We start from the raw sequence: 19,628 nt of genomic DNA on the forward strand, positions 1-19,628 counted from the left end.
GGCTTTAGAGGGTGTCTTGTTTGCGCGGGGCAAACATGTGCGTGACAGCGGTCAGTTGCCTTCCAGGCTGTGTAAATAACGTAAAAACAATTTACTCCCATATGAGATTAAATATCATTCCGTCCCGTTGGAGCGGCGGGGGAACCTCTGGAGCAAGGTTTCAGGCACTATTAAGCAGGTTTGGATAAAGCCTTTTCCGCCGTTTTTCTGCCCGTCTCGGGCGCACGATCAATGGGGAAGATGGACATGAATCCGAAGTACAAGCCTAACCTGCTGGCGTCAGCCATCGTTCTGGCCTGCAGTGCGCCGGTCGGCGCTGCCGAAGTGATCAGCGCAGCCGCTGACGAAGCGGTCAAACCGGACAGCGTACTGCCTGCCGATGGCTCGCCAGACGCGCTGGAACTGGGCGATACCCATGTCATCGGCACCGCCGAGCAGGAGCTCAAGCAGGCGTCGGGCGTGTCCATCATCACCGCCGAAGACCTCAAGAAGCGCCCGCCGGTCAACGACATTTCCGAGATCGTGCGCAAGATGCCCGGCGTCAACCTGACCGGCAACAGCACCACCGGCAGCCGTGGCAACAACCGGCAGATCGACCTGCGCGGCATGGGCCCGGAAAACACCCTGATCCTGATCGACGGCAAGCCGGTGACTTCGCGTAACTCGGTGCGCATGACCCGTACCGGCGAGCGCGATACCCGTGGCGACAGCAACTGGGTGCCGGCTGAAATGATCGAGCGCATCGAAGTGCTGCGTGGCCCGGCGGCGGCCCGTTATGGTTCCGGCTCCATGGGCGGGGTGGTGAACATCATCACCAAGCGCCCGACCGACAGGCTGCAAGGCTCGATCACCGCTTACACCAACCTGCCTGAAGACGACGCCGAAGGGGTGACCAAACGCACCAATTTCAGCCTCGCCGGTCCGCTGACCGACGCGCTGAGCTTTCGGGTCTACGGCAACCTCAACAAGACCGATGCCGACGATCTGGACATCAACTGGGCCAAGACCGATGCGGCAGCGGCGGCTGATGGTATTTCGCCAACCTACGCTGCCGGTCGTGAAGGGGTGCGTAACAAGGACATCAACGGCCTGCTGTCGTGGCGCCTGGATGAGGCGCAGACCATCGACTTTGAAGCCGGCTACAGCCGTCAGGGCAATATCTACGCGGGCGACACCGGCGGCGATGCGATCAACGACTCGGCGGCCCTGCAAGAGCGTATTTCGGCGCTGTATGGCCGTGAAACCAACACCCTGTACCGTCAGACCTACTCGATTACCCATCAGGGCGATTGGGCGTTCGGCACCTCGAAGCTGACCGCGCAGTACGAAGGCACCCAGAACCGCCGCCTGCAGGAAGGCTTGTCGGGCGGCAGCGACGGCAACATCAACGCCGATGCCAGCGAGATCACCAGCGATTACGACAGCTTCCTGGTCAGTGGTGAGGTGAACATCCCGCTGGAGATGTTGGTGCATCAGGTGCTGACCATCGGCGCCGAATGGAACCGGCAGACGCTCGATGACCCGTCGGCGCTCAACCAGACCGTCAGCGGTGCCGGCTCCGGCGGTTCTGCGCTGCCTAATTCGGTGGCCGGGGCGCGGCCGACCGATATGGACGCAACCATCGCCGCCGTGTTCATCGAGGACAACATCGAACTGACCCCGGACTGGATGCTGACCCCCGGCGTGCGTCTGGACCACCATGACCAGTTCGGCTCCAACTGGAGCCCGAGCCTCAACACCTCGTACAAACTGACCCCCGATATCACCCTCAAAGGCGGTATCGCCCGGGCCTTCAAGGCACCGAACCTGTACCAGTCCAACCCCAACTACCTGCTGTTCAGCATGGGCATGGGTTGTGATCCGACCTTCAACCTCGGTGGCGGGTGCTACATCCTGGGCAATGACAGCCTTGAGCCAGAAGTCAGCGTCAACAAGGAAATCGGCATCAGCTTCGATCGTGATGGCTGGAGCGCAGGCCTGACCTACTTCCGCAACGACTACGACAACAAGATCACCTCGGGCATTACCGTGCGTGAACTGGCCACCGGCGGCACCAACGCCTCGCCAGTGCTGCGTTGGGAAAACGCCACCGACGCGGTGGTCAAGGGCTGGGAAGGTAACCTGACCGTGCCGTTGCTGGGCGAGCGTGGCGAGACGCTGAGCTGGAGCACCAACTTCACCTATATGGATGAAAATGCTGATCGTACCGGCCAGCCGCTGTCGGTGATCCCGGAGTACACCATCAACTCGTTCCTCGACTGGCAGGCCACTGACAAGCTGGCGCTGAACCTCAACGCCACCTGGTATGGCAAACAGGAGCCGCGTACCCTGAACCCGACCCTGCCGTCTTCGGGGCCGATCACCGCAGCCAATGCCTTGTCCACCCGTGATCCTTACCACCTGTGGGGCGTCGGCGGCAGCTACGAGTTCAGCAAGAACCTGTCGGTGGGTGCCGGTATCAACAACCTGTTCGACAAGCGCATGTACCGTGAAGGGCAGGGCACCAGTCAGGGCGCCAACACCTACAACGAGCCAGGCCGTTCGTTCTACGCTTCGGTTACCGCGTCGTTCTGATGAGCTGAGCGTTACCGCCTGCAATGACCGCTTCGCTATGAGGCGGTCTTTGCGTTTTCAGGAATCACCATGAGTTCTGCCAGCTACCTCACCGACGTTGCCTACCCGCATCACTTCCAGACCCAGGCCACCCCCAACTGGCTGGCCTTTGTTGGCACCGCGCTGGGCCGTGCGGTGCCGGATATCAGCCGCGCCTACCGCAGCTGTGAACTGGGTTGCGGGCAGGGCTATGGCGCCGTCATCAACGCCGCTGCCAACCCCAACGGGCACTTTGTGGCGGTGGATATCAACCCCCGACATATAGCGCATGGCCGCGCGCTGGCCGCTGCGGCCGGGGTGGCCAATATCGAGTTTATCGAGGCGAACTTCCGTGATTTTTCTGAATCTTGTGCGCATGATGCATTCGATTTTGTGATCAGCCACGGGGTCTACTCCTGGGTCAGCCCGGCGGTGCAAGGCGAGATGCGCCAGGCTGTCGCGCAGTTGCTCAAGCCCGGCGGGCTGGCTTACCTGGGGTATATGAGCCAGCCGGGGTTGTTCTTCCTGGGCCCGTTGCAGCAGTTGTTGCGCCGTCATGTGCAAGGGGCGACGGGCAGCCTTGAGCAGCGGGTCAGCGCTGCCCTGAACCTGCTGCAAGGCATGGCCAGCGCCCGCGTGGGGTTCTTCGCCGAGCACCCGCAGGCCAGCATTTACCTGCAAAGCCTGGCCAGCCGCCATGTGCATTACGTGGCCCATGAGCTGCTCAACGAACACTGGAGCTCGATCAACAGCGGCGAACTGATCGAGCAAATGAGTGAGCTGGCCTGTGACTTCATCGGCAGCGCCACGGCGCTGGAAAACATCGATGAAGTCTCGGTGCCGGGCAACGTCCTGGCGCTGCTCAATCAACTGCCCGGTGTCGCCGAGCGGGAATTGTTCAAAGACCTGGCACGCAACCAGTCGGACCGTTGCGACCTGTTCCAGAAGCGCGGTGTCGCAGCACTGACCACCGGCCAGCATCGTCAGGCGCTGTGGCAACAATGTGTGACCCGGCTGCCCGGCGCGCCGCTGGCCGGGCCAATCGAATTCGATACCCGGATCGGCCCGGTCCAGGGACCGGTCGGGTTGTTCGGGCCGTTGCTCAAGGCGCTGGCCGATTATCCACAGACCTTCGCCAGCCTGGCCGGGCTGCCAGCGCTTGGCGGCCAGACCGGCGCGATCAGCCCGGCCTTGCAAATGCTGGCCTGGGCTGGCCATGTACATCCGCTGCTGCCGGGCGAACTGGACGTCGAACGTTGCCAGGCCCTGAACCGGGTGATCAGCGAACGCGCGCTCAAGGGCGAAACCTACCAATGGCTGGCCGCCCCGACCCTGGGCTCGGCAGTGGCTGCCAGCCCGCTGCAGATGCTGCTCGCACGGGTCTTGCTGGACTACCCGCAATTGCGCGGCAAACTGCTCAAACAAACCGCACTGGCCAGCGCCCGGCAACTGAACATCCAGGCCACAGAAACCGGGCTGGACGCCGAGCTGGAAGCGTTCGAGCGACAAATCTTGCCGGTATGGCAACAACTGGGCGTGGTTTAAAACAGAGGGAAGTTCGCCCGCAGGGCGGACCCAAGCCAGGAGCAAGCGCTTTGGTTCCTTTGGCGCCCCAAAGGAACCCGCCCGTCGGGGCGGAACCCGCGGTCCAGTCAACCGCGGCAAAAAGCCTTGCGCTGGTCGAAAGGTCTTCGCGGATAAATCCGCTCCTACGGCCATTTACCGAAGTCGCATTGCGACGCCCAATCGCTGCCCAGCGACCTGCACACCGACAAAAAACACGCAATGGGTGCCGGGCAAACGCACCTTGGGGTAAGGTTGCGGTCACAGCTTCTGAGCCCAACCACCGAAAGGACCCTGACATGCTGGATTGGAAAAACCGCGCAGGCAGCGCGGACGAACGCCCTGCCGACACGGCTGCGGTCAAAAGACGCGGCTATCTGGGCGGGATCTTCTTCAGCCGCGCCCTCGGCGTACTGGTCCTCATCTACCTGTTAGTGACCGCTCTGGTTGGCTGGTACTGGAGCAACGAACCAGGCCTGTTTCCGGTCCAGCAGAACGCCCAGGCCGCCGCCGAGCGTGAAGGCAAACAGATGGTGATCGGCTACACCACCGTTGAAACCCTCAAGTCGGTGACCGGCACCCTGCTCAACAAACCCGGTGGTTACCTGGCCAACGACCGCTTTCCACCAGGGGTGTGGCTGGACAACATGCCGAGCTGGGAATACGGCGTACTGGTCCAGGTACGTGACCTGAACCGGGCCCTGCGCAAGGACTTTGCCCGCTCCCAGTCGCAATCGACCGAAGACGGCGATCTGGCACGTGCCGAACAACTGTTCAACTTCAATGATCGCAGCTGGATCATGCCTTCCAGCGAGTCGCAGTACCAGGAAGGGATCAACGCCCTGAGCCGTTACCAGGCTCGTCTGGCGAGCCAGAACGGTGCGCAGTTCTATGCCCGCGCCGACAACCTGAACAGCTGGCTGGGTGATGTCGGAACCCGCCTGGGCTCAATGTCCCAGCGGCTGTCGGCCAGTGTCGGCCAGGTCAAGCTCAATGCTGCTGCGCGTACCGACAACATCAACGTCAAGCCCGGTGAAGTATTGAAGGTTGACGAAGAAGTGGTCGAAACCCCTTGGATGCAGATCGACAACGTGTTTTACGAGGCCCGTGGTCAGGCCTGGGCGCTTTCGCATTTGCTGCGCGCCATCGAGGTCGACTTCGCCGACGTGCTGGCCAAGAAGAATGCCACGGTCAGCGTCCGCCAGATCATCCGCGAACTGGAAGCGTCGCAGGCTGCGGTGTGGAGCCCGATGATCCTTAACGGCAACGGCTTCGGCGTGCTGGCCAACCACTCGCTGGTAATGGCCAACTACATCTCGCGGGCCAACGCCGCGGTCATCGACCTGCGTCAGTTGCTGTCGCAGGGTTAAGGGGTGAGTGAGTCAGTGACTACGCTGGAACAGGAGGCCGCTCATCGGGCGGCCTCCGACGCTGAGCTGGTGGCCTGGGTCGATGAACAGGACCGCCTGCTCGGCGGTGTGCCGCGTGCCGAGCTGCGCGACAAGGGGCTGATCGGCCGTGGCACCTTCATCCTGTTATTCAACTCTGTCGGCGAGCTGTGTGTGCATCGTCGCACCTTGAGCAAAGCCGTTTATCCCGGCTACTGGGATGTTGCGGCCGGCGGCATGGTCCAGCCGGATGAAACTTACGCTGAATCAGCGGCCCGCGAACTCGAAGAAGAGCTGGGGGTGGGCGGTGTGGCGTTGCGAGATCACGGCCGTTTCCTGTTTGACGAGCGCGGCAACCGGCTTTGGTGCGCGGTGTTCTCGGCGGTCTCGGACAGCCCGTTGCGGTTGCAGCCAGAAGAGGTCCTGGAAGCCTGTTTCCTGCCCATCGAGCAGGCTCGGCGCCTGAGTGAACAAAAGCCTTGCTGCCCCGACTCGCTGGTGGCGTTGCAGACCTATCTGCAGCAGGTCGCAAAAACCCAGTAAATTGCCGCATTCCGGCCCTTAGCAATCAGGAAATTTGCCGTTACACTGCGCGGCCTTCGGGCAGTGTCGTTGCCCGATCAGCGCTGCCCCTGCCAGAGTGGGGCTTCGCGGCCGCAGGTCCCCTGACGGTCCAGTGTTCAGTCCTCAAGCCGAGGATTTCCCGTGGTCAAGAAAGCCGCTTCCTTCGCAGCCCTCGGTGGGCTGGTGTATTCAACTGACGCCGGGCGCCATTGCCCCGATTGCAGTCAACCCGTCGATGCCTGTATCTGCAAGCAAACGGTTATCCCTGCCGGTGACGGTATCGCTCGCGTGCGCCGCGAAAGTAAAGGCCGTGGTGGCAAAACCGTAACTACAGTTAGCGGTGTGCCACTGGCTGAAGATGCCCTCAAAGACCTGGCCAAAGCGCTCAAGCAGCGTTGCGGCACCGGTGGTTCGCTCAAGGACGGCGTGATCGAGATCCAGGGCGATCATGTCGAACTGCTGATCGCCGAGCTGGTCAAGAAAGGTTTCAAGGCTAAAAAATCCGGCGGCTGAACCGCGCCGCTGGAGCCAAACCGTCATTTCCGCGCTTTAAACTGCGCCCGGTCGGCCTTTGGCCGACGTTTACCGACTTATAGACAGGGGACTTCGATGTCCGTACGACGCACACGCAAAGACGATGGCAGCCAATGGACCGTGGCGGACAGCCGCAGTGTTTATGGAATTCGCCATTGGGGCGCCGGTTATTTCGCGATCAACGAAGCCGGTCGCGTTGAAGTTCGTCCCAACGGTGCCGGTAGCACCCCGATCGACCTCTACGAGCAGGTCGACGACCTGCGCAAGAGTGGCCTGACCCTGCCGTTGCTGGTGCGCTTCCCGGACATTCTGCAGGATCGCGTGCGCAAGCTGACTGGCGCTTTCGATGACAACATCGCGCGCCTGGAATACCAGAGCCGTTACACCGCGTTGTACCCGATCAAGGTCAACCAGCAAGAAGCCGTGGTGGAAAACATTATCGCCACGCAAAACGTTTCCATCGGCCTGGAAGCCGGCTCCAAGCCCGAGCTGATGGCCGTGCTGGCGCTGGCGCCGAAGGGCGGCACCATCGTCTGCAACGGTTACAAGGACCGTGAGTTCATCCGTCTGGCGCTGATGGGCCAGAAGCTGGGCCACAACGTATTCATCGTCATCGAGAAAGAATCCGAAGTCGAACTGGTGATCGAGGAAGCCGCCGAACTCAAGCTGGCGCCCCAGGTCGGTCTGCGCGTGCGGCTGTCGTCGCTGGCGTCGAGCAAGTGGGCCGACACCGGCGGCGAGAAATCCAAGTTCGGCTTGTCTGCCGCGCAACTGCTGTCGGTGGTCGAGCGTTTCCGCAAGGCCGGCCTGGATCAGGGCATCCGGCTGGTGCACTTCCACATGGGCTCGCAGATCGCCAACCTGGCCGACTACCAGCACGGTTTCAAGGAAGCGATCCGTTACTACGGTGAACTGCGCAGCCTCGGCCTGCCGGTGGACCATATCGACGTCGGCGGCGGCCTGGGCGTCGATTACGACGGCACCCACTCGCGCAACGCCAGTTCGATCAACTACGACATCGACGACTACGCCGGTGTGGTGGTCGGCATGCTCAAGGAATTCTGCGACGCGCAGGGCCTGCCGCACCCGCATATCTTCTCGGAAAGCGGCCGCTCGTTGACCGCTCACCATGCGGTGCTGGTGGTCCAGGTCACCGACGTGGAGCGCCACAACGACCAGGTTCCCGAAATCGAAGACAAGGCCAGCCTGCCGGAAACCGTGCAGTGGCTGGTCGACCTGATCGATCACAACGACATCGAGATGGTCACCGAGACCTATTGGCGCGCCACGCACTACATGAGCGACATCGCCACCCAGTATGCTGATGGCAAGATCACCCTGGCCCAGAAGGCGCTGGGCGAGCAGTGCTACTTTGCCCTGTGCCGACGCCTGCACAACTCGCTCAAGGCTCGCCAGCGTTCGCACCGCCAGGTGCTGGACGAACTCAACGACAAGCTGGCCGACAAGTACATCTGTAACTTCTCGGTATTCCAGAGCCTGCCTGACACCTGGGCCATCGGCCAGGTATTGCCGATCATCCCGCTCAACCGGCTGGACGAAGAGCCGGTGCGCCGCGCTGTGCTGCAGGACCTGACCTGCGACTCGGACGGCAAGATCAACCAGTACGTCGACGAGCAGAGCATCGAGACCAGCATGCCGGTGCATGCCCTCAAGGACGGCGAAGATTACCTGCTGGGGATCTTCCTGGTCGGTGCCTACCAGGAAATTCTCGGTGACATGCACAACCTGTTCGGTGACACCGACTCGGTGAACATCTACCAGAACCAGGACGGCAGCGTGTACCACGCCGGTATCGAGACCCACGACACCATCGAAGACATGCTGCGCTATGTGCACCTGTCGCCGGAGGAGTTGATGACCCACTACCGCGACAAGGTCGCCAGCGCCAGGATCAGCCCGCGTGAACGCACCCAGTACCTCGATGCCCTGCGGCTGGGCCTGACCCGCTCTTCCTACCTGTCGTCCTGACGGGTATACCCCGGCACGCGAGCGGCCAGTTGGCCCGCTCGCGAATGCCTGTTGGCCGGTAGGAGCGGCCGGGCGGCGATCCTACAGGGTCTGGCAGCATTCAACCGATCAGAAGTCGTAACTCACACTCGTGTAGTAGAACGCGCCCTGGGCGCCTTCCGGTGAGGTGATGCTGTACTTCGGCACGCCATACAACTGCGACCCTTCCAGTTTGTCCGGGTGGCTGTCGAACAGGTTGATCGCACCCACGGTCAGCTTTACACCTTTGGCGAAGGTGTATGAGACATCCAGGTCGGTGACCCATTGTGCGCTGAAGGTCTGGTCCAGGGCCGGGTTGGTTGCATTACGGCTTTTCCACTCGCCGTAGCGCCGTTGCGCGACGTTCACGCCCCAGTTGCCATAAGCCCAGTTCGCGCCCAGGGTGAATTTGTTCTCTGGCGTGCCTTCCTCGATCAGGCCTTGCGTGTTGCGGCCCACAATCTGCGAACCGCTGATACCGCCCACATCCCGCAGCCCGGTGATTTTGGTGTCATTCTGGCTGAAGCCGGCATTGAGATTGAGCTTGCCGAATTCATTGAGGTTCAGCCGATAGTTACCGGTCACCTCAATCCCGTTGGTCCGGGTGTCGGCCACGTTGGTGTAGAACGCTGCGCTCTGAATGTTGCTGTACTGGGTGCCGGCAAACACCGGTGCGACCGTGGCGGCGGTCAGTTGGTCCGACAGGGTGATCCGGTTGTCGATCTCGATACGGTAGGCATCGACCGTCACCGAGGCATTTTCCAGCGGTCGCCAGACCAGACCCAGCGAGAAACTGGTCGACTCTTCCGGCTTGAGTGCCTGGCCGCCCAGCAAGCGGGCTTCAGGGCTGTCGGCACGCAGCAGGCGTTGTTGCACCTCGACCCAGTTACCGCTGCCGGTCGGTTGCTCCACCGCCTGGACGCTGAACGACGACAGGCCGCTTTGCACCAGTGACGGGGCGCGGTAGCCGGTGCTGGCGGTGGCGCGGGCGGCGAGTTGCGGGGTGAAATCGTAGCGCAGCGATAGCTTGCCGTTGGTGGTGTCGCCGAAGTCAGAGTAGTGCTCGGAGCGCAGCGCGACGCCAGCCTGGAATTTCTCGGTGATCTGCCCCTCGACATCGACATAGCCGCCGAACACCTTGCGCTCCAGCGAGGCCGCGTCAACCTGGGTAATCCCCGAGTAGTAGCCGGCCAGGCGGCGGTTGGTAACCGGGTCCAGGGTATTGAACAGCGGACCGTTGGCCCAGCCTTCGGCTTGCCCCGCGCTCAGCTCGTAGTTTTCCTTGCGCCAGGCCAGGCCGGCCGAGACCGTCAGCGGCTTGTACAGCAGTCGGGTATCGAAGTCGCGTACCCAGTCCAGGGTCAGGTTGGTCTGGTCGGCTTCACGCTCGCCGGTGTAGATCTTCGATGGGCTGGCGTTGCCGTAGCTGGGGTTGATCGCATTGCGGTCGGTGGACTTGAGCGTGTTGTTGCCGTAGTTCAACGCCAGGTCGAACTTGCCCAGTTGCGCATCCTCCCAGCGCAGGCCGCCGGTGGCCGCGTAGTCTTCAAGGTTGTAGCGGGTGATCGGAATCCGCCCGTCCGGGTAGCGCGCCAGGGCCACGCTGCCGTAGTTGCTGGCCAGGGTGGTGGGCGGATCGTAGAAGTTTTCCGAGTCGGTGTTCTTGTGCCCGTAGCTGGCAAAACCGTAGGCGGTGAGCGAGTCGCTGAGATTGATTTCGCTGTTGGCGATGAAATTGTACTGATCCGAGACCGCGCCCGAGCCCCAGCGCCAGTTGCGGTAACCGTTGTTCTGTTCGCGGGCGGTGTTGATGTTCGGTGAACCGGCATAAAAGATCCGGTTGTCGTCGCGGGTATCGCTGGCCGGGTCCTGATTGCCGGCGTCGAAGCTCAGGGTCAGGAAGCCGTCGTTGGGCAGAGCAAAGCCTTTCCAGCCGCTGAGTTTGCGTTGCAGGCCGTCGCCCTTGTCGTAGCCGCCGAAGCGGTAGCCGATGTTGCCGCCTTCATCGCGCTCCTTGAGCACGATGTTGATCACCCCGGCAATGGCATCGGAGCCGTACTGCGCGGCGGCGCCGTCACGCAGGATTTCCACCCGCTCGATGGCACTGAGCGGAATCAGGCTCAGGTCCACGGCGGCCGCACCACGGGCGTTGACCACCCCCTGGCGGGTGACGTTGGCGCTGGCGTGACGGCGCTTGCCGTTGACCAGCACCAGTACCTGGTCAGAGGCCAGGCCCCGCAGCGAAGCGCCCTGGGCGATGGAACCGGCGAATGCGCCCTGGGGCGATTGCGGAAAACTGAACGACGGTGACAGTGCCGTCAGCGCCGACTGCAAGTCGTTGGCGCCGGTGGTTTGCAGTTGCTCTGAAGACAGCACATCGACCGGTGCGGCACTTTCCAGTGCGGTGAGGTCACTGCGCCGGGTGCCGACCACCACGACGGTGTCGAGTTTACCGGCGCTGTCGCTGGCGGCCGGGCTTGAGGTTTCTGCGGCCAGCGCGGGCAAGGCCAGGCCGCTGGCGACCAGTGCAATGGCACCGGCCAGTGGGTTGAGACGCACGTTCATGATGACCCCTGTAGGGAAAGGCAATTTTTCAGGTACACAGGAGGGCCGTAGGAGGGGCCGTAGGAGGGGCTTCAGCCCCGAAGCTCCTAAACCCCTAAACCCCTAAACCCCATTCGCGGATCAAGCCGCTCCTGCCGTTGCTTCTCAGAACCGTTGGGTGACCGAGACGCCCACGGTGCGTGGGTCGCCATAGACGATCACGTTCTGCCCGGCGGCGCCGTTGGGGCGGCCGTGAACCTGGTATTCGCGGTTGGTAAGGTTGTTGGCAAAGCCGGTGACGCTGAGTTTCTCGTCCGGGCTGAACCAGGTCAGGCGTGCGTTGGCCAGGGTGTAATGCGGCTGGCTCAGCTCTTTGTCGACACTGCTCTGGCGGTCGGCGAGGAAGTATTCCTTGTCGCGCAAGCTCACGTCGCCGCCTACCACCAGCTTGCCGCCAACCTCAAGCGGGATGGTGTAGTCGGCGCCCAGCGATACCACGTACTTGGGCGAGCGCACGAAGCGGTTGCCGCTATAGTCGGCGGTCACTGCGCCGGTGGTCGGGTTGACGTTCTTGAAGTCGGTGTATTCGGTGTCCAGATACGACAGCGCGGCGCGCAGGTGCAGGTACTCGGTCGGCTGGCCTTCGAGTTCCAGCTCAGCGCCCTTGACCTTGCCCTTGGCGCCGTTGGTCAGTGCGGTGGTCAGGATGCCGTTGTTGACGGTCAGCAGGTTCACCTGGATGTCGGAGTAGTCGTAGTAGAACACGTTGGCGTTGGCGATCAGCCGGCCCTTGAACCACTCCGATTTCAGGCCCAGTTCGTAGGCATCCAGTTCTTCCGGGTCGACAGTGCTGAGCTGCGCCAGGCTGGTGGACAGGCCGGTGTTGAAACCGCCGGAACGGAAGCCGTGGGCGTAACGGGCGAACACCCGTACGTTGTCGTTGATGCGGTATTCAGGCGTGACGTCGTAGGTCCAGGCGTCCCAGGTCTTGTCACGCTCGCTGCTGCCATTGGCCCCGGCGCTGCTCAGCGGAATCAGCGGGCCGCTGGCGGTGGCGCGGGTCAGCTGGGTCAGGTTCAGATCGATGTCTTTGTTTTCCTGGGTGTAGCGCAGGCCGGTGGTCAGGGTGAAATTGTCGGTCAGGTCAAAGGCGACGTTGCCGAACAGCGCGTAGCTGTCGGTGCTGTGGTCAAAATTCAGGTCGCGCAGCACGGTCGCACCGACCTGATTGGAGCCGGTGCCGTTGGGCGAGGTGCCCGGTGCGATGCTGCGGATGCCGGAACTGTCGAGGTCTTCGTGGAAATAATGCGCGCCGGCCAGCCAGCGCAGGCGCTCCTGCTGCGGCGAGGCCAGGCGCAGTTCCTGGGAGTACTGGCGGTACTGGTTGTCGCTGCGTGAGGTGCCGTTGACTTCGTAAGGGGTGTAGTCGCCGTCGCTGACCGATTTGCTGCGGATGTAGTCGTAAGCGGTGATCGAGGTCAGGGTGTAGTCGCCCAGGTGCCAGTTCAGGGTCAGCGAACTGCCGTCATGGTCCAGGCGCGAGCTTTCATTGACGTTGAGCTCGATCCGGCGGCCTTCGGGGCGCTGGTAGCCAACGTTGTAATAAGTGCCGGTCGGCAGCGAGCCGTTGCTGCCGTCGCCCTTGTACTCGCGGCTGTGGATTTTCCACAGGGCGTCCAGGTCCGGGGTCAGTTGGGCGAGAAACTGCACGCGGGCGGCTTTCTTGTTGACGTCGCCGTAGGTGTGATCGTTGGTTTCGTTGGTGGTGAAGCCATCGCGCTCTTCGGAGTACAGCGACACCCGAGCGGCGAGTTTTTCATCCACCAGCGCACCGCCCAGCGCGCCGCTGAGAATACGCTCGTTCTTGCTGCCAAAACCGATGGTGCCGTAGCCGTCAGTGTCGAAGCCGGGTTTCTTCGAAATGATATTCACCGCACCGGCGGTGGTGTTCTTGCCGTACAGGGTGCCTTGCGGGCCACGCAGGATTTCGATGCGCTCAAGGTCAAACAGCGGGCCGCCGCCGGCGATAGGCGCATTGAGGTACACGTCGTCGGCGTAGATCCCGACCGGATAAACCGTGGCAGCACCGGTATCGCCAGTGCCCAGGCCGCGAATGTACCAGCGCGGACGGCCGTCGCCGTCGGGGTTCTTGGCCGCGGCATTGGGGACGAAGGTGGTGATGTCGCCCACTGTGCGCACGCCGTCGGCGGTGATGCTCGAACCGTTGACCACCGACACGGCGGCAGGCACTTCCTGCACGGTCTGTTCGCGGCGCTGTGCGGTGACGGTCACGGTTTTCAGGGCTGGCGCCGGTTCGGCTGTGGTGCCGGTCTGCTCGGCAGCCCAGGCCAGGCTGGTGCCGCTGCCACCCAGGGCCAGGGTCAGCCAGATGCCCCGGGTAATCGGATTGATCTTCAACATGATGAAATCCCCATAAGACGCAAGAAGTAACGACTGCGCATTCTTGTCGGTGGTGGATGCGCTAGATGCTCAGAGGGGGAATAGCAGGGTCTGTGCCAGTTGCCGAAGCCGTGGCCAGAGAAACTTTCTAATTTTTAACTAATTGATTAAAAAGGATTTTTATTTTCATCAGCAGGCCGCGTGGACGGCTTTTGCGGCCGCGCGGCTCATTGCTCGGGCCAGACTGCGTCCTGGCCGTCAGGGGTTGCTGGCGGGCTGCTTCTGGAGCAGCACTGCGCTGCTGGAGGCGAGACAGCCAGGTAGCCAGCGGCTGCCTGTCGAACGCTCAGGGCAAGCTTCTGATCAACTTCGGCTGCTTGGCCGAGTCGGCGTTTTCGAACAGAAACGAGAAATCCGCGGCCAGGCCGCTCTTGCCGGCGATTTTCGCGTTCTTGTGGCAACCGTCGCACGAGACATTCTGAATATAGGTTTCCAGCACGGTGTTGGCCGCCGGAACATTGCCGTCGCTGTTGAAGGTGCCGTACACCAAGGGTGCAGGCGCGTTGGCGCCAGGTTCGGGGCTAGGCGCGGTCGGCGAGCCATCCCACAGGACGTTGATCAGTTTGTAGTACTGAAACACCGACTGGCCGTTGGTCTTGCTGGCAATGGCCTGCTGCACGGCGCTGTTGAGGGCGTTCATGTAGCTGCTCAGCGGGTACTCGCGGCTGACCTGAACCGGTTCGCTGCGCGGGAAGTTATCGGTGCAACCTGAGGCATTGCAGGTGATGCGTTCCTGGTTGGGGGTGCAGGCGCTGCCTGTGCAGTTGGGGTTGTTGAAGGTGTAGCCGGCCGCCGGCGCCGGTCCGCCGTCGGGGACGTTGTCGACATGCTCGAAGGTGGTCCAGACGAAGTCCGGCAGGCTTTCGGTCTTGTGAATGATGTGCAGGCCGACCAGCCCCACCACTTCCTGGGCGCACTCGCCAGTGTCGGGACGTTGCAGCCAGGTCACGCTGGTCAGGTAGCGCGAATACAGCTGCGGCTTGCCGGTGAGGATACGCCACGCCGCCTTGATCTCGAAGGCCCCCAGCTGTTCCTGCGCGACCGGTTTGGCGGGCGGGTTGCGAAAGTGGGCGCCGGCTGGCAGCGACAGGCCTTGCGGGCTGTTGCCATCCTGGTTGGTGGCGACCCGTAACTGGTCGGCGGCGTCATACAGTGAATTGGCGACAATGTAGTCGAACTCGGCCTTGCCAACCTTGCGCTCGAAGTACACCAGATTGCCGGCCTGGTCGGTCAGCCAGCCGCCAGTGGCTTCAAGGGTCGGATCAGGGGTGGTGGCCGGGGTGCTGGAAGAAATATGAAAGCGGTGTCTGGCACTCACCGCACTTTCGGAGGTGGCGGTCAGAAATTTGCGCGCACCGCTGCGCACCGAGCCGAGGCTGGCCCTGGCCTGGCAGCCGACCGGTGCCGGCGCCTGGACGCCCCACGCGCTGGGCGGCACCGCGCCGGGCAGGAAGATATCGTTGGCGTCTTTATAGCTGGACCACAGCGGCGCGATGCTCATCGGCTGGCTGGTGTGGGTCGGTACGCCGAACTGGCTGGCAGGGCTGTGCAGGTCTGGCTCGCCGGCCAGGCTCGGGTTGGTTGGCCAGCCTGGATTGACCGGCCAGTTCATCGCGATGAACATCTGCCAGGCGTAACAATTGATGGTTTTCTGCGACAGCAAAAATGGATTGTCGCTGGTCAGAAAGCTGCCACTGTTGGGGTCGAACACCAGTTGCTGTACGCATTGTTCCGGTGTCTGCGGGTTGGCCGCCGCCAGGCTGGTCTGGGCAGTCAGCCCCCACGACAGCAGCGCCAGCAAGGTGCCGAGCAGGCCTGCACGGCCTCGTTCGATGAGGGCGGTAAACAAGCGCATGATACTGCTCCCTGCAAGCCGCAGACCCGCGCCAGCCAGTGCGCTGCGCGGGCCCGGCATGATTGATTAAAGGGCCGGCACGATCGCCAGTGAGCTGGCCCATGGATGCTCGTCAGCACTTGGGTTGGCAGCTTCGGACGGATTCAGCGCACGCAGTTGCACCAGTCCGGGCGCGGCGTTGGCCGCCACCTTGATGGTCATGACATAGCCTTGGGTACCGTTGGCCGAGGTCACTCCCGGAACCGGCGTGGCGTTGGCCAGAAATTCGCTGACCTGTGCTGTCACCCCAGGGTTGGAGAACTCGATGCGCGCCGTTGCGGCGGTGGTGCCGGCATCGGCGCCTTGCACCACCAGCACGAACTGATGGCTGCTGCCGGGCTTGAGCAAGGCCGGCAGGTCGCTGGGCGACTCGCCGTAGAACAGCTCCAGCGGCAGCAACTGCACCGGATAAGGCTGGATCGCCGTGGTGCGGTCAGCCACGCAAGGGCTGATGGGCGGCTCAATGCTGTTCAGTGTGCTGGCCGACAGCGCCACTTTCATCTGGTTGGCAATCTGCCCGATGTACTCGATCGGCTTGCCGTCGATGGTGACGTCGCTGATTGAAAAACCGGCACTTTCCGGGATTTCGAACACCGCATGGAGGATCTGGTCGATGCCGCCAGGGCCGGTGCCGGCGCTGCCACGAGTGACTTTCCAGTACTGGCTGACATCCTCGCCCTTGGGGCCTTTCCAGTTCGCGAAGCTCTGCGGCTGCTGCAGATACAGGCCCACCGGGTCGGTCAGGGTGATGCGGTTAGAGCCTGCCAGGCTATTGGCACTGAAACCGATGAACGGGTCGGAGTTACGGAAATTCTGTCCGTACTGTGCACAGCAGATCAGGGTCTGCGCGTTGACGCTGCTGGCGTCGGGACGCTGAATGGTTGCGGCCCCCGCCAGGTAGATTTCGGCGCTCAGGGTATTGGGCCCGGAAGTCAGGTGCAGCGCGCCGCCATACTGGCCGGGAACGCGTGCGGTGCCCGAGTTCCACTTATTGGTCACGTCGTAAGCCGCCCGCCCGGTGGTCGGATCGATCACCGGCTCGCCTTTCTTGCCGGTCGGCTGATCGTAGGCGTAGCGCAGGTACAGGTCCTCAATCACCACCGACGGATCGATGTAATCCTTGTACAGGCCCAGCACTGCTTCAGGATTGATACGCCACAGGGTCAGGTAATAAGCCGGGTTTTCGCAGGTGAACATGACGCTGCGCAGCTTGCCGTTGGCATCGCGGGTGATCGACCACTCGCAGTATTCGTCCAGCCAGCCACGTGGGCCGGATGGCGAGAACGGCTTGTAGGGACCGTTCCAGTCGATCTGCGGACAGCGGACGGTTGGCAGGTTGAGCAGGTTGCCAGTGCCTTGCGGGTCATACAGCTTGAGGGCCGTGCCGTTGACGTCGATCTCGCCGTTGTCGGCCAGGGCCATGACCTGTTCCATGCTCAGTGGTTTGCCACCCAGTTGCGGGTTGGCGGCCGAGCCTGCCTGGGTCAGGTAGACAATCAGGCGGTTGGGGAACGGGGTCCATTCAACCGGCGTTGCGTTGTCGTCGAAGCCCTCGACCAGCGGGTTGTAGTAACCCGCTCGTGGTGCGTCATTGAGGCTGCTCCACGGGTTGCCGATGATCGCCGCCTGGGTCCAGCCATCGAGGTTGTTGCTCCAGTCGGTTTCAAATTGCGGCAACTGCTGCTCCAGGCCCAGTTTCTGAAAGTCCTTCGGGGCCTGCCCGGCGGGCGAGGTGAACTGCTTTAAAGGCGTACTCATGACAAATCTCCAACGGCAAGCGGTGAATGAAAAGAGGCGCGCAAACCAGAACCTGCACGGTTGCGGTCGAAACCTGATGCACATGCTGCGCAGCAGTTCAGCGCTGTGATGGGTTGTATCAGGCGTGACCGACGCGCCCCGGTGCCTGCTCGACAAGGCGCGCAGGCTCGCGGCACAGATTCAGGTGGCGCACCGCGAACGGCTTGCGGTCATGGGAATGCAGGCCGGCGTGGCCGTGCCAGGGTTGCTCGGGGAGGGGGCGGCGTGGGCTTCGAGCGATGCGTTCGGCGACGTTCATCGGTGCATGGGCATCGATGCGCCAGCCTTGATTGACCCAGCGGCGGAAGATTTCCAGCGAGTCCTCGAACCACACCGACGGGCTCAGCTCAGGATGCGCGAGCGTTGAAGCCGTCAGATGCTGATAGATAAGCGGCGACCATTGCCGGACCGACTCGATCTGACGCAGATTGATGATTTGGCCTTGCGTGGCTTCAATCCAGGAGAGGCTCAGTGCGACTCTTTGCAGCGGCAATTGCCAGCACGATTCACTGACCAGGCGCTGAATATCCGTCGTCCATGTCGGTTTTGTAGCGCTCATCGGTCCTTCTCCGGCCCTGACTGCTTATTGAGCTGACGTTGATTCGCGCAATGATGTTAATTTGAAGGCGCGACGATTTCGTGCAAAGTGCCACTGCGCAGTGGCTGTTTTTTTGCATTTTTTCAGGGAGGACGCAGTAAATATGGCAGATGCGATAGATCTGAGGATTCTGGGGCGCTTACAGAAGGATTGCAGCCAGAGTCTGGAGTTGCTTAGCGACAACGTGGGCCTGTCACCGACCAGTTGCTACCGACGCATCAAGCGCCTGGAGGACAACGGAGTGATCCGTGCCAGGGTGGCGGTGCTGGACGATAAAAAGCTTGGTCTGCAGGTCACGGCCATGTTCATGATCAAGCTCGACAAGGACACCGCCGACATCGACCGGCGCATGCAGCAGATTCTGGCCAGCCGGCCCGAGGTCCAGGAGTGTTACCTGATCACCGGAGAGTTCGACTTCGTGATGGTGGCGAAGTTGCGTGACGCCACCGAATACACCGACTACATCTACAACTTCCTGGAAACCTACAAAGACATCCCGATCAGGACCTACTCTTCGACCCTGGTGATCCGCACGGTGAAGAAGTCTTTCGAGATTCCGCTCAATGGCCTGGACCAGGGCGCGTGAGCTGCCGCAGGCAAACTGCCGGCGGCAGGTCCGTCAGACCGCCAGCCTTGAGGTGGCGCCGATGACCTTTTCCAGCACGCTGAAGTCCACCCAGTCATTGACATTGAAATGCCGCGGGATGAAGTTCCAGCGATAGAGAAAATCGGTGAAGTCCTGCAAGGCGTCGATCGAGCGCCGGTCCAGGGTTGTGCGCAGGCGCCGGTGGGCGTCTTCACCGTAGGCGGCGGCCACCCAGTATTCACTGGTGTTCAGCTCGCGGGCCAGATAGCGCCGGGTTTCTTCCGGGTTGGCCCAGGCCCATTGCTCGGTGCGCAGCACCACGTCGACGATGCGGGTACAGGCGTCGAAATGGTTCTCGAACAGGTGAGAGTCTACGGTCAGCGCCCGAGGCGTGCCGTTATTGCTGCGGATCAGCGGGTCGGGGTGCGAGCCGGTATCGACCACCACCTGCAGGCCGAACTCGTTGGCCAGGTGCGCGGCGTGCGCGCCCTTGAGAAAAATCGCGTCGATATCGCCGCGCAGCAGACCAATCAGTTCGTTATTGCGTTTGCGCACGCTGCCGACGTCCAGGTTCACTTCCGAGCCGTATTTATGGTGCTTGCGCTCGTCGCTGTAGGTGCCGCCGTAGGGGTAATCGACCAGTTCGACATCCGAGACGCTCAGGCCTTCGAGGCGCAGGGCGTTTTCCAGGCCGCGCAGCGCCTGGGCGCGGGTAAAGTCGATCTGTACGTTGGCCCACTTGGGCAGCCCGAAGCGGCGGTTTTTCAGGTCGCGGATGGTTTTTACCCCGCTGTCGATGGTGGTCAGGATCAACTGCACCTCATCGCTCCAGGACAGCCCCAGCAGGTGGGTCGGCACGCCGCTGGAGTACGCCCAGATTGCCGGAATGTTGCCGCCATGGCGCACCGAGTTGGGCAGGTGGTGGTCGTAGTGGGCTTCGCGGACATCCTGCTCGCTGGACTCACGCAGCGACTGAATGCGCGTGCCGTAGGGCTGGAAAGCTTCGGCCAGCCGGCCGGACTGCACGGCGATGCCCAGCCCGGTGGGGACCGGGCTGTGGGTGTACCAGAGGGTTTCGAGTGATTGGCTCATAAGTGTCTC

The 19,628-nt window shown here is 62.3% G+C and carries 13 protein-coding genes; 7 read left to right on the top strand and 6 right to left on the bottom strand.

What is annotated here, in order from left to right:
* Window positions 1-246 precede the first annotated feature (246 nt).
* From NJC38_RS11465 to speA, 6 genes are all read left to right on the top strand, one after another.
* Entirely contained in the window at window positions 247-2,574 is a 2,328-nt protein-coding gene (locus NJC38_RS11465) for a TonB-dependent siderophore receptor (RefSeq protein ID WP_253114693.1), read from the top strand.
* 69 nt (window positions 2,575-2,643) lie between these two features.
* On the top strand, window positions 2,644-4,137 hold the full coding sequence (locus tag NJC38_RS11470; RefSeq protein ID WP_253114696.1) for a class I SAM-dependent methyltransferase: 1,494 nt from the start codon (window positions 2,644-2,646) through the stop codon (window positions 4,135-4,137).
* 317 nt (window positions 4,138-4,454) lie between these two features.
* The gene (locus tag NJC38_RS11475; protein WP_045487043.1) at window positions 4,455-5,525 is read left to right on the top strand and encodes a DUF2333 family protein; all 1,071 of its coding nucleotides are present in this window, start codon (window positions 4,455-4,457) and stop codon (window positions 5,523-5,525) included.
* Window positions 5,526-5,540: 15 nt separating this feature from the next.
* The gene (locus NJC38_RS11480; RefSeq protein WP_045494180.1) at window positions 5,541-6,086 is read left to right on the top strand and encodes an NUDIX hydrolase; all 546 of its coding nucleotides are present in this window, start codon (window positions 5,541-5,543) and stop codon (window positions 6,084-6,086) included.
* 162 nt (window positions 6,087-6,248) lie between these two features.
* The gene (locus NJC38_RS11485) at window positions 6,249-6,620 is read left to right on the top strand and encodes a translation initiation factor Sui1 (protein WP_045487045.1); all 372 of its coding nucleotides are present in this window, start codon (window positions 6,249-6,251) and stop codon (window positions 6,618-6,620) included.
* Window positions 6,621-6,716: 96 nt separating this feature from the next.
* Complete coding sequence (speA, locus tag NJC38_RS11490; RefSeq protein ID WP_045487048.1) at window positions 6,717-8,630, top strand: arginine decarboxylase; 1,914 nt, start codon at window positions 6,717-6,719, stop codon at window positions 8,628-8,630.
* A 108-nt stretch (window positions 8,631-8,738) separates the two neighbouring features.
* Here speA and NJC38_RS11495 read toward each other — a convergent pair whose 3' ends face one another.
* The 5 genes from NJC38_RS11495 to NJC38_RS11515 form a co-directional block, all read right to left on the bottom strand.
* Window positions 8,739-11,213 carry a TonB-dependent receptor gene (locus NJC38_RS11495; RefSeq protein WP_253114699.1) on the bottom strand — a complete coding sequence of 825 codons (2,475 nt, stop codon included), beginning with the start codon at window positions 11,211-11,213 and terminating at the stop codon, window positions 8,739-8,741.
* A gap of 144 nt (window positions 11,214-11,357) precedes the next feature.
* Complete coding sequence (locus NJC38_RS11500) at window positions 11,358-13,613, bottom strand: TonB-dependent receptor (RefSeq protein ID WP_253114701.1); 2,256 nt, start codon at window positions 13,611-13,613, stop codon at window positions 11,358-11,360.
* A gap of 325 nt (window positions 13,614-13,938) precedes the next feature.
* The gene (locus NJC38_RS11505; protein WP_253114702.1) at window positions 13,939-15,507 is read right to left on the bottom strand and encodes a hypothetical protein; all 1,569 of its coding nucleotides are present in this window, start codon (window positions 15,505-15,507) and stop codon (window positions 13,939-13,941) included.
* Between the two features lie 66 nt (window positions 15,508-15,573).
* A complete protein-coding gene (locus NJC38_RS11510) occupies window positions 15,574-17,304 on the bottom strand; it encodes a hypothetical protein (protein WP_253114704.1) in 1,731 nt (576 codons plus the stop codon).
* Between the two features lie 118 nt (window positions 17,305-17,422).
* Window positions 17,423-17,902 (bottom strand): hypothetical protein, encoded by a 480-nt coding sequence (locus NJC38_RS11515; protein WP_253114708.1) that lies wholly within the window; start codon window positions 17,900-17,902, stop codon window positions 17,423-17,425.
* A gap of 142 nt (window positions 17,903-18,044) precedes the next feature.
* Here NJC38_RS11515 and NJC38_RS11520 point away from each other — a divergent pair, with 142 nt between their 5' ends.
* Complete coding sequence (locus NJC38_RS11520; RefSeq protein ID WP_173426683.1) at window positions 18,045-18,527, top strand: Lrp/AsnC family transcriptional regulator; 483 nt, start codon at window positions 18,045-18,047, stop codon at window positions 18,525-18,527.
* Between the two features lie 33 nt (window positions 18,528-18,560).
* Here the strand turns inward: NJC38_RS11520 and NJC38_RS11525 are convergent, their stop codons facing one another.
* Window positions 18,561-19,619, bottom strand: a complete 1,059-nt coding sequence (locus NJC38_RS11525; protein WP_045487067.1) for an ABC transporter substrate-binding protein — start codon at window positions 19,617-19,619, stop codon at window positions 18,561-18,563.
* Window positions 19,620-19,628: the final 9 nt, after the last annotated feature.

It is taken from the genome of Pseudomonas sp. 21LCFQ010, from assembly GCF_024129905.1.
Taxonomy (GTDB): Bacteria; Pseudomonadota; Gammaproteobacteria; order Pseudomonadales; family Pseudomonadaceae; genus Aquipseudomonas.

What these genes read in the sequence shown, in the direction of transcription:
- NJC38_RS11465 (WP_253114693.1), top strand. Translation starts at nt 247, where the DNA reads ATGAATCCGAAGTACAAGCCTAACCTGCTGGCGTCAGCCATCGTTCTG.
- NJC38_RS11470 (WP_253114696.1), top strand. Translation starts at nt 2,644, where the DNA reads ATGAGTTCTGCCAGCTACCTCACCGACGTTGCCTACCCGCATCACTTC.
- NJC38_RS11475 (WP_045487043.1), top strand. Translation starts at nt 4,455, where the DNA reads ATGCTGGATTGGAAAAACCGCGCAGGCAGCGCGGACGAACGCCCTGCC.
- speA (WP_045487048.1), top strand. Translation starts at nt 6,717, where the DNA reads ATGTCCGTACGACGCACACGCAAAGACGATGGCAGCCAATGGACCGTG.
- NJC38_RS11495 (WP_253114699.1), bottom strand. Translation starts at nt 11,213, where the DNA reads ATGAACGTGCGTCTCAACCCACTGGCCGGTGCCATTGCACTGGTCGCC.
- NJC38_RS11500 (WP_253114701.1), bottom strand. Translation starts at nt 13,613, where the DNA reads ATGTTGAAGATCAATCCGATTACCCGGGGCATCTGGCTGACCCTGGCC.
- NJC38_RS11505 (WP_253114702.1), bottom strand. Translation starts at nt 15,507, where the DNA reads ATGCGCTTGTTTACCGCCCTCATCGAACGAGGCCGTGCAGGCCTGCTC.
- NJC38_RS11510 (WP_253114704.1), bottom strand. Translation starts at nt 17,304, where the DNA reads ATGAGTACGCCTTTAAAGCAGTTCACCTCGCCCGCCGGGCAGGCCCCG.
- NJC38_RS11515 (WP_253114708.1), bottom strand. Translation starts at nt 17,902, where the DNA reads ATGAGCGCTACAAAACCGACATGGACGACGGATATTCAGCGCCTGGTC.
- NJC38_RS11520 (WP_173426683.1), top strand. Translation starts at nt 18,045, where the DNA reads ATGGCAGATGCGATAGATCTGAGGATTCTGGGGCGCTTACAGAAGGAT.
- NJC38_RS11525 (WP_045487067.1), bottom strand. Translation starts at nt 19,619, where the DNA reads ATGAGCCAATCACTCGAAACCCTCTGGTACACCCACAGCCCGGTCCCC.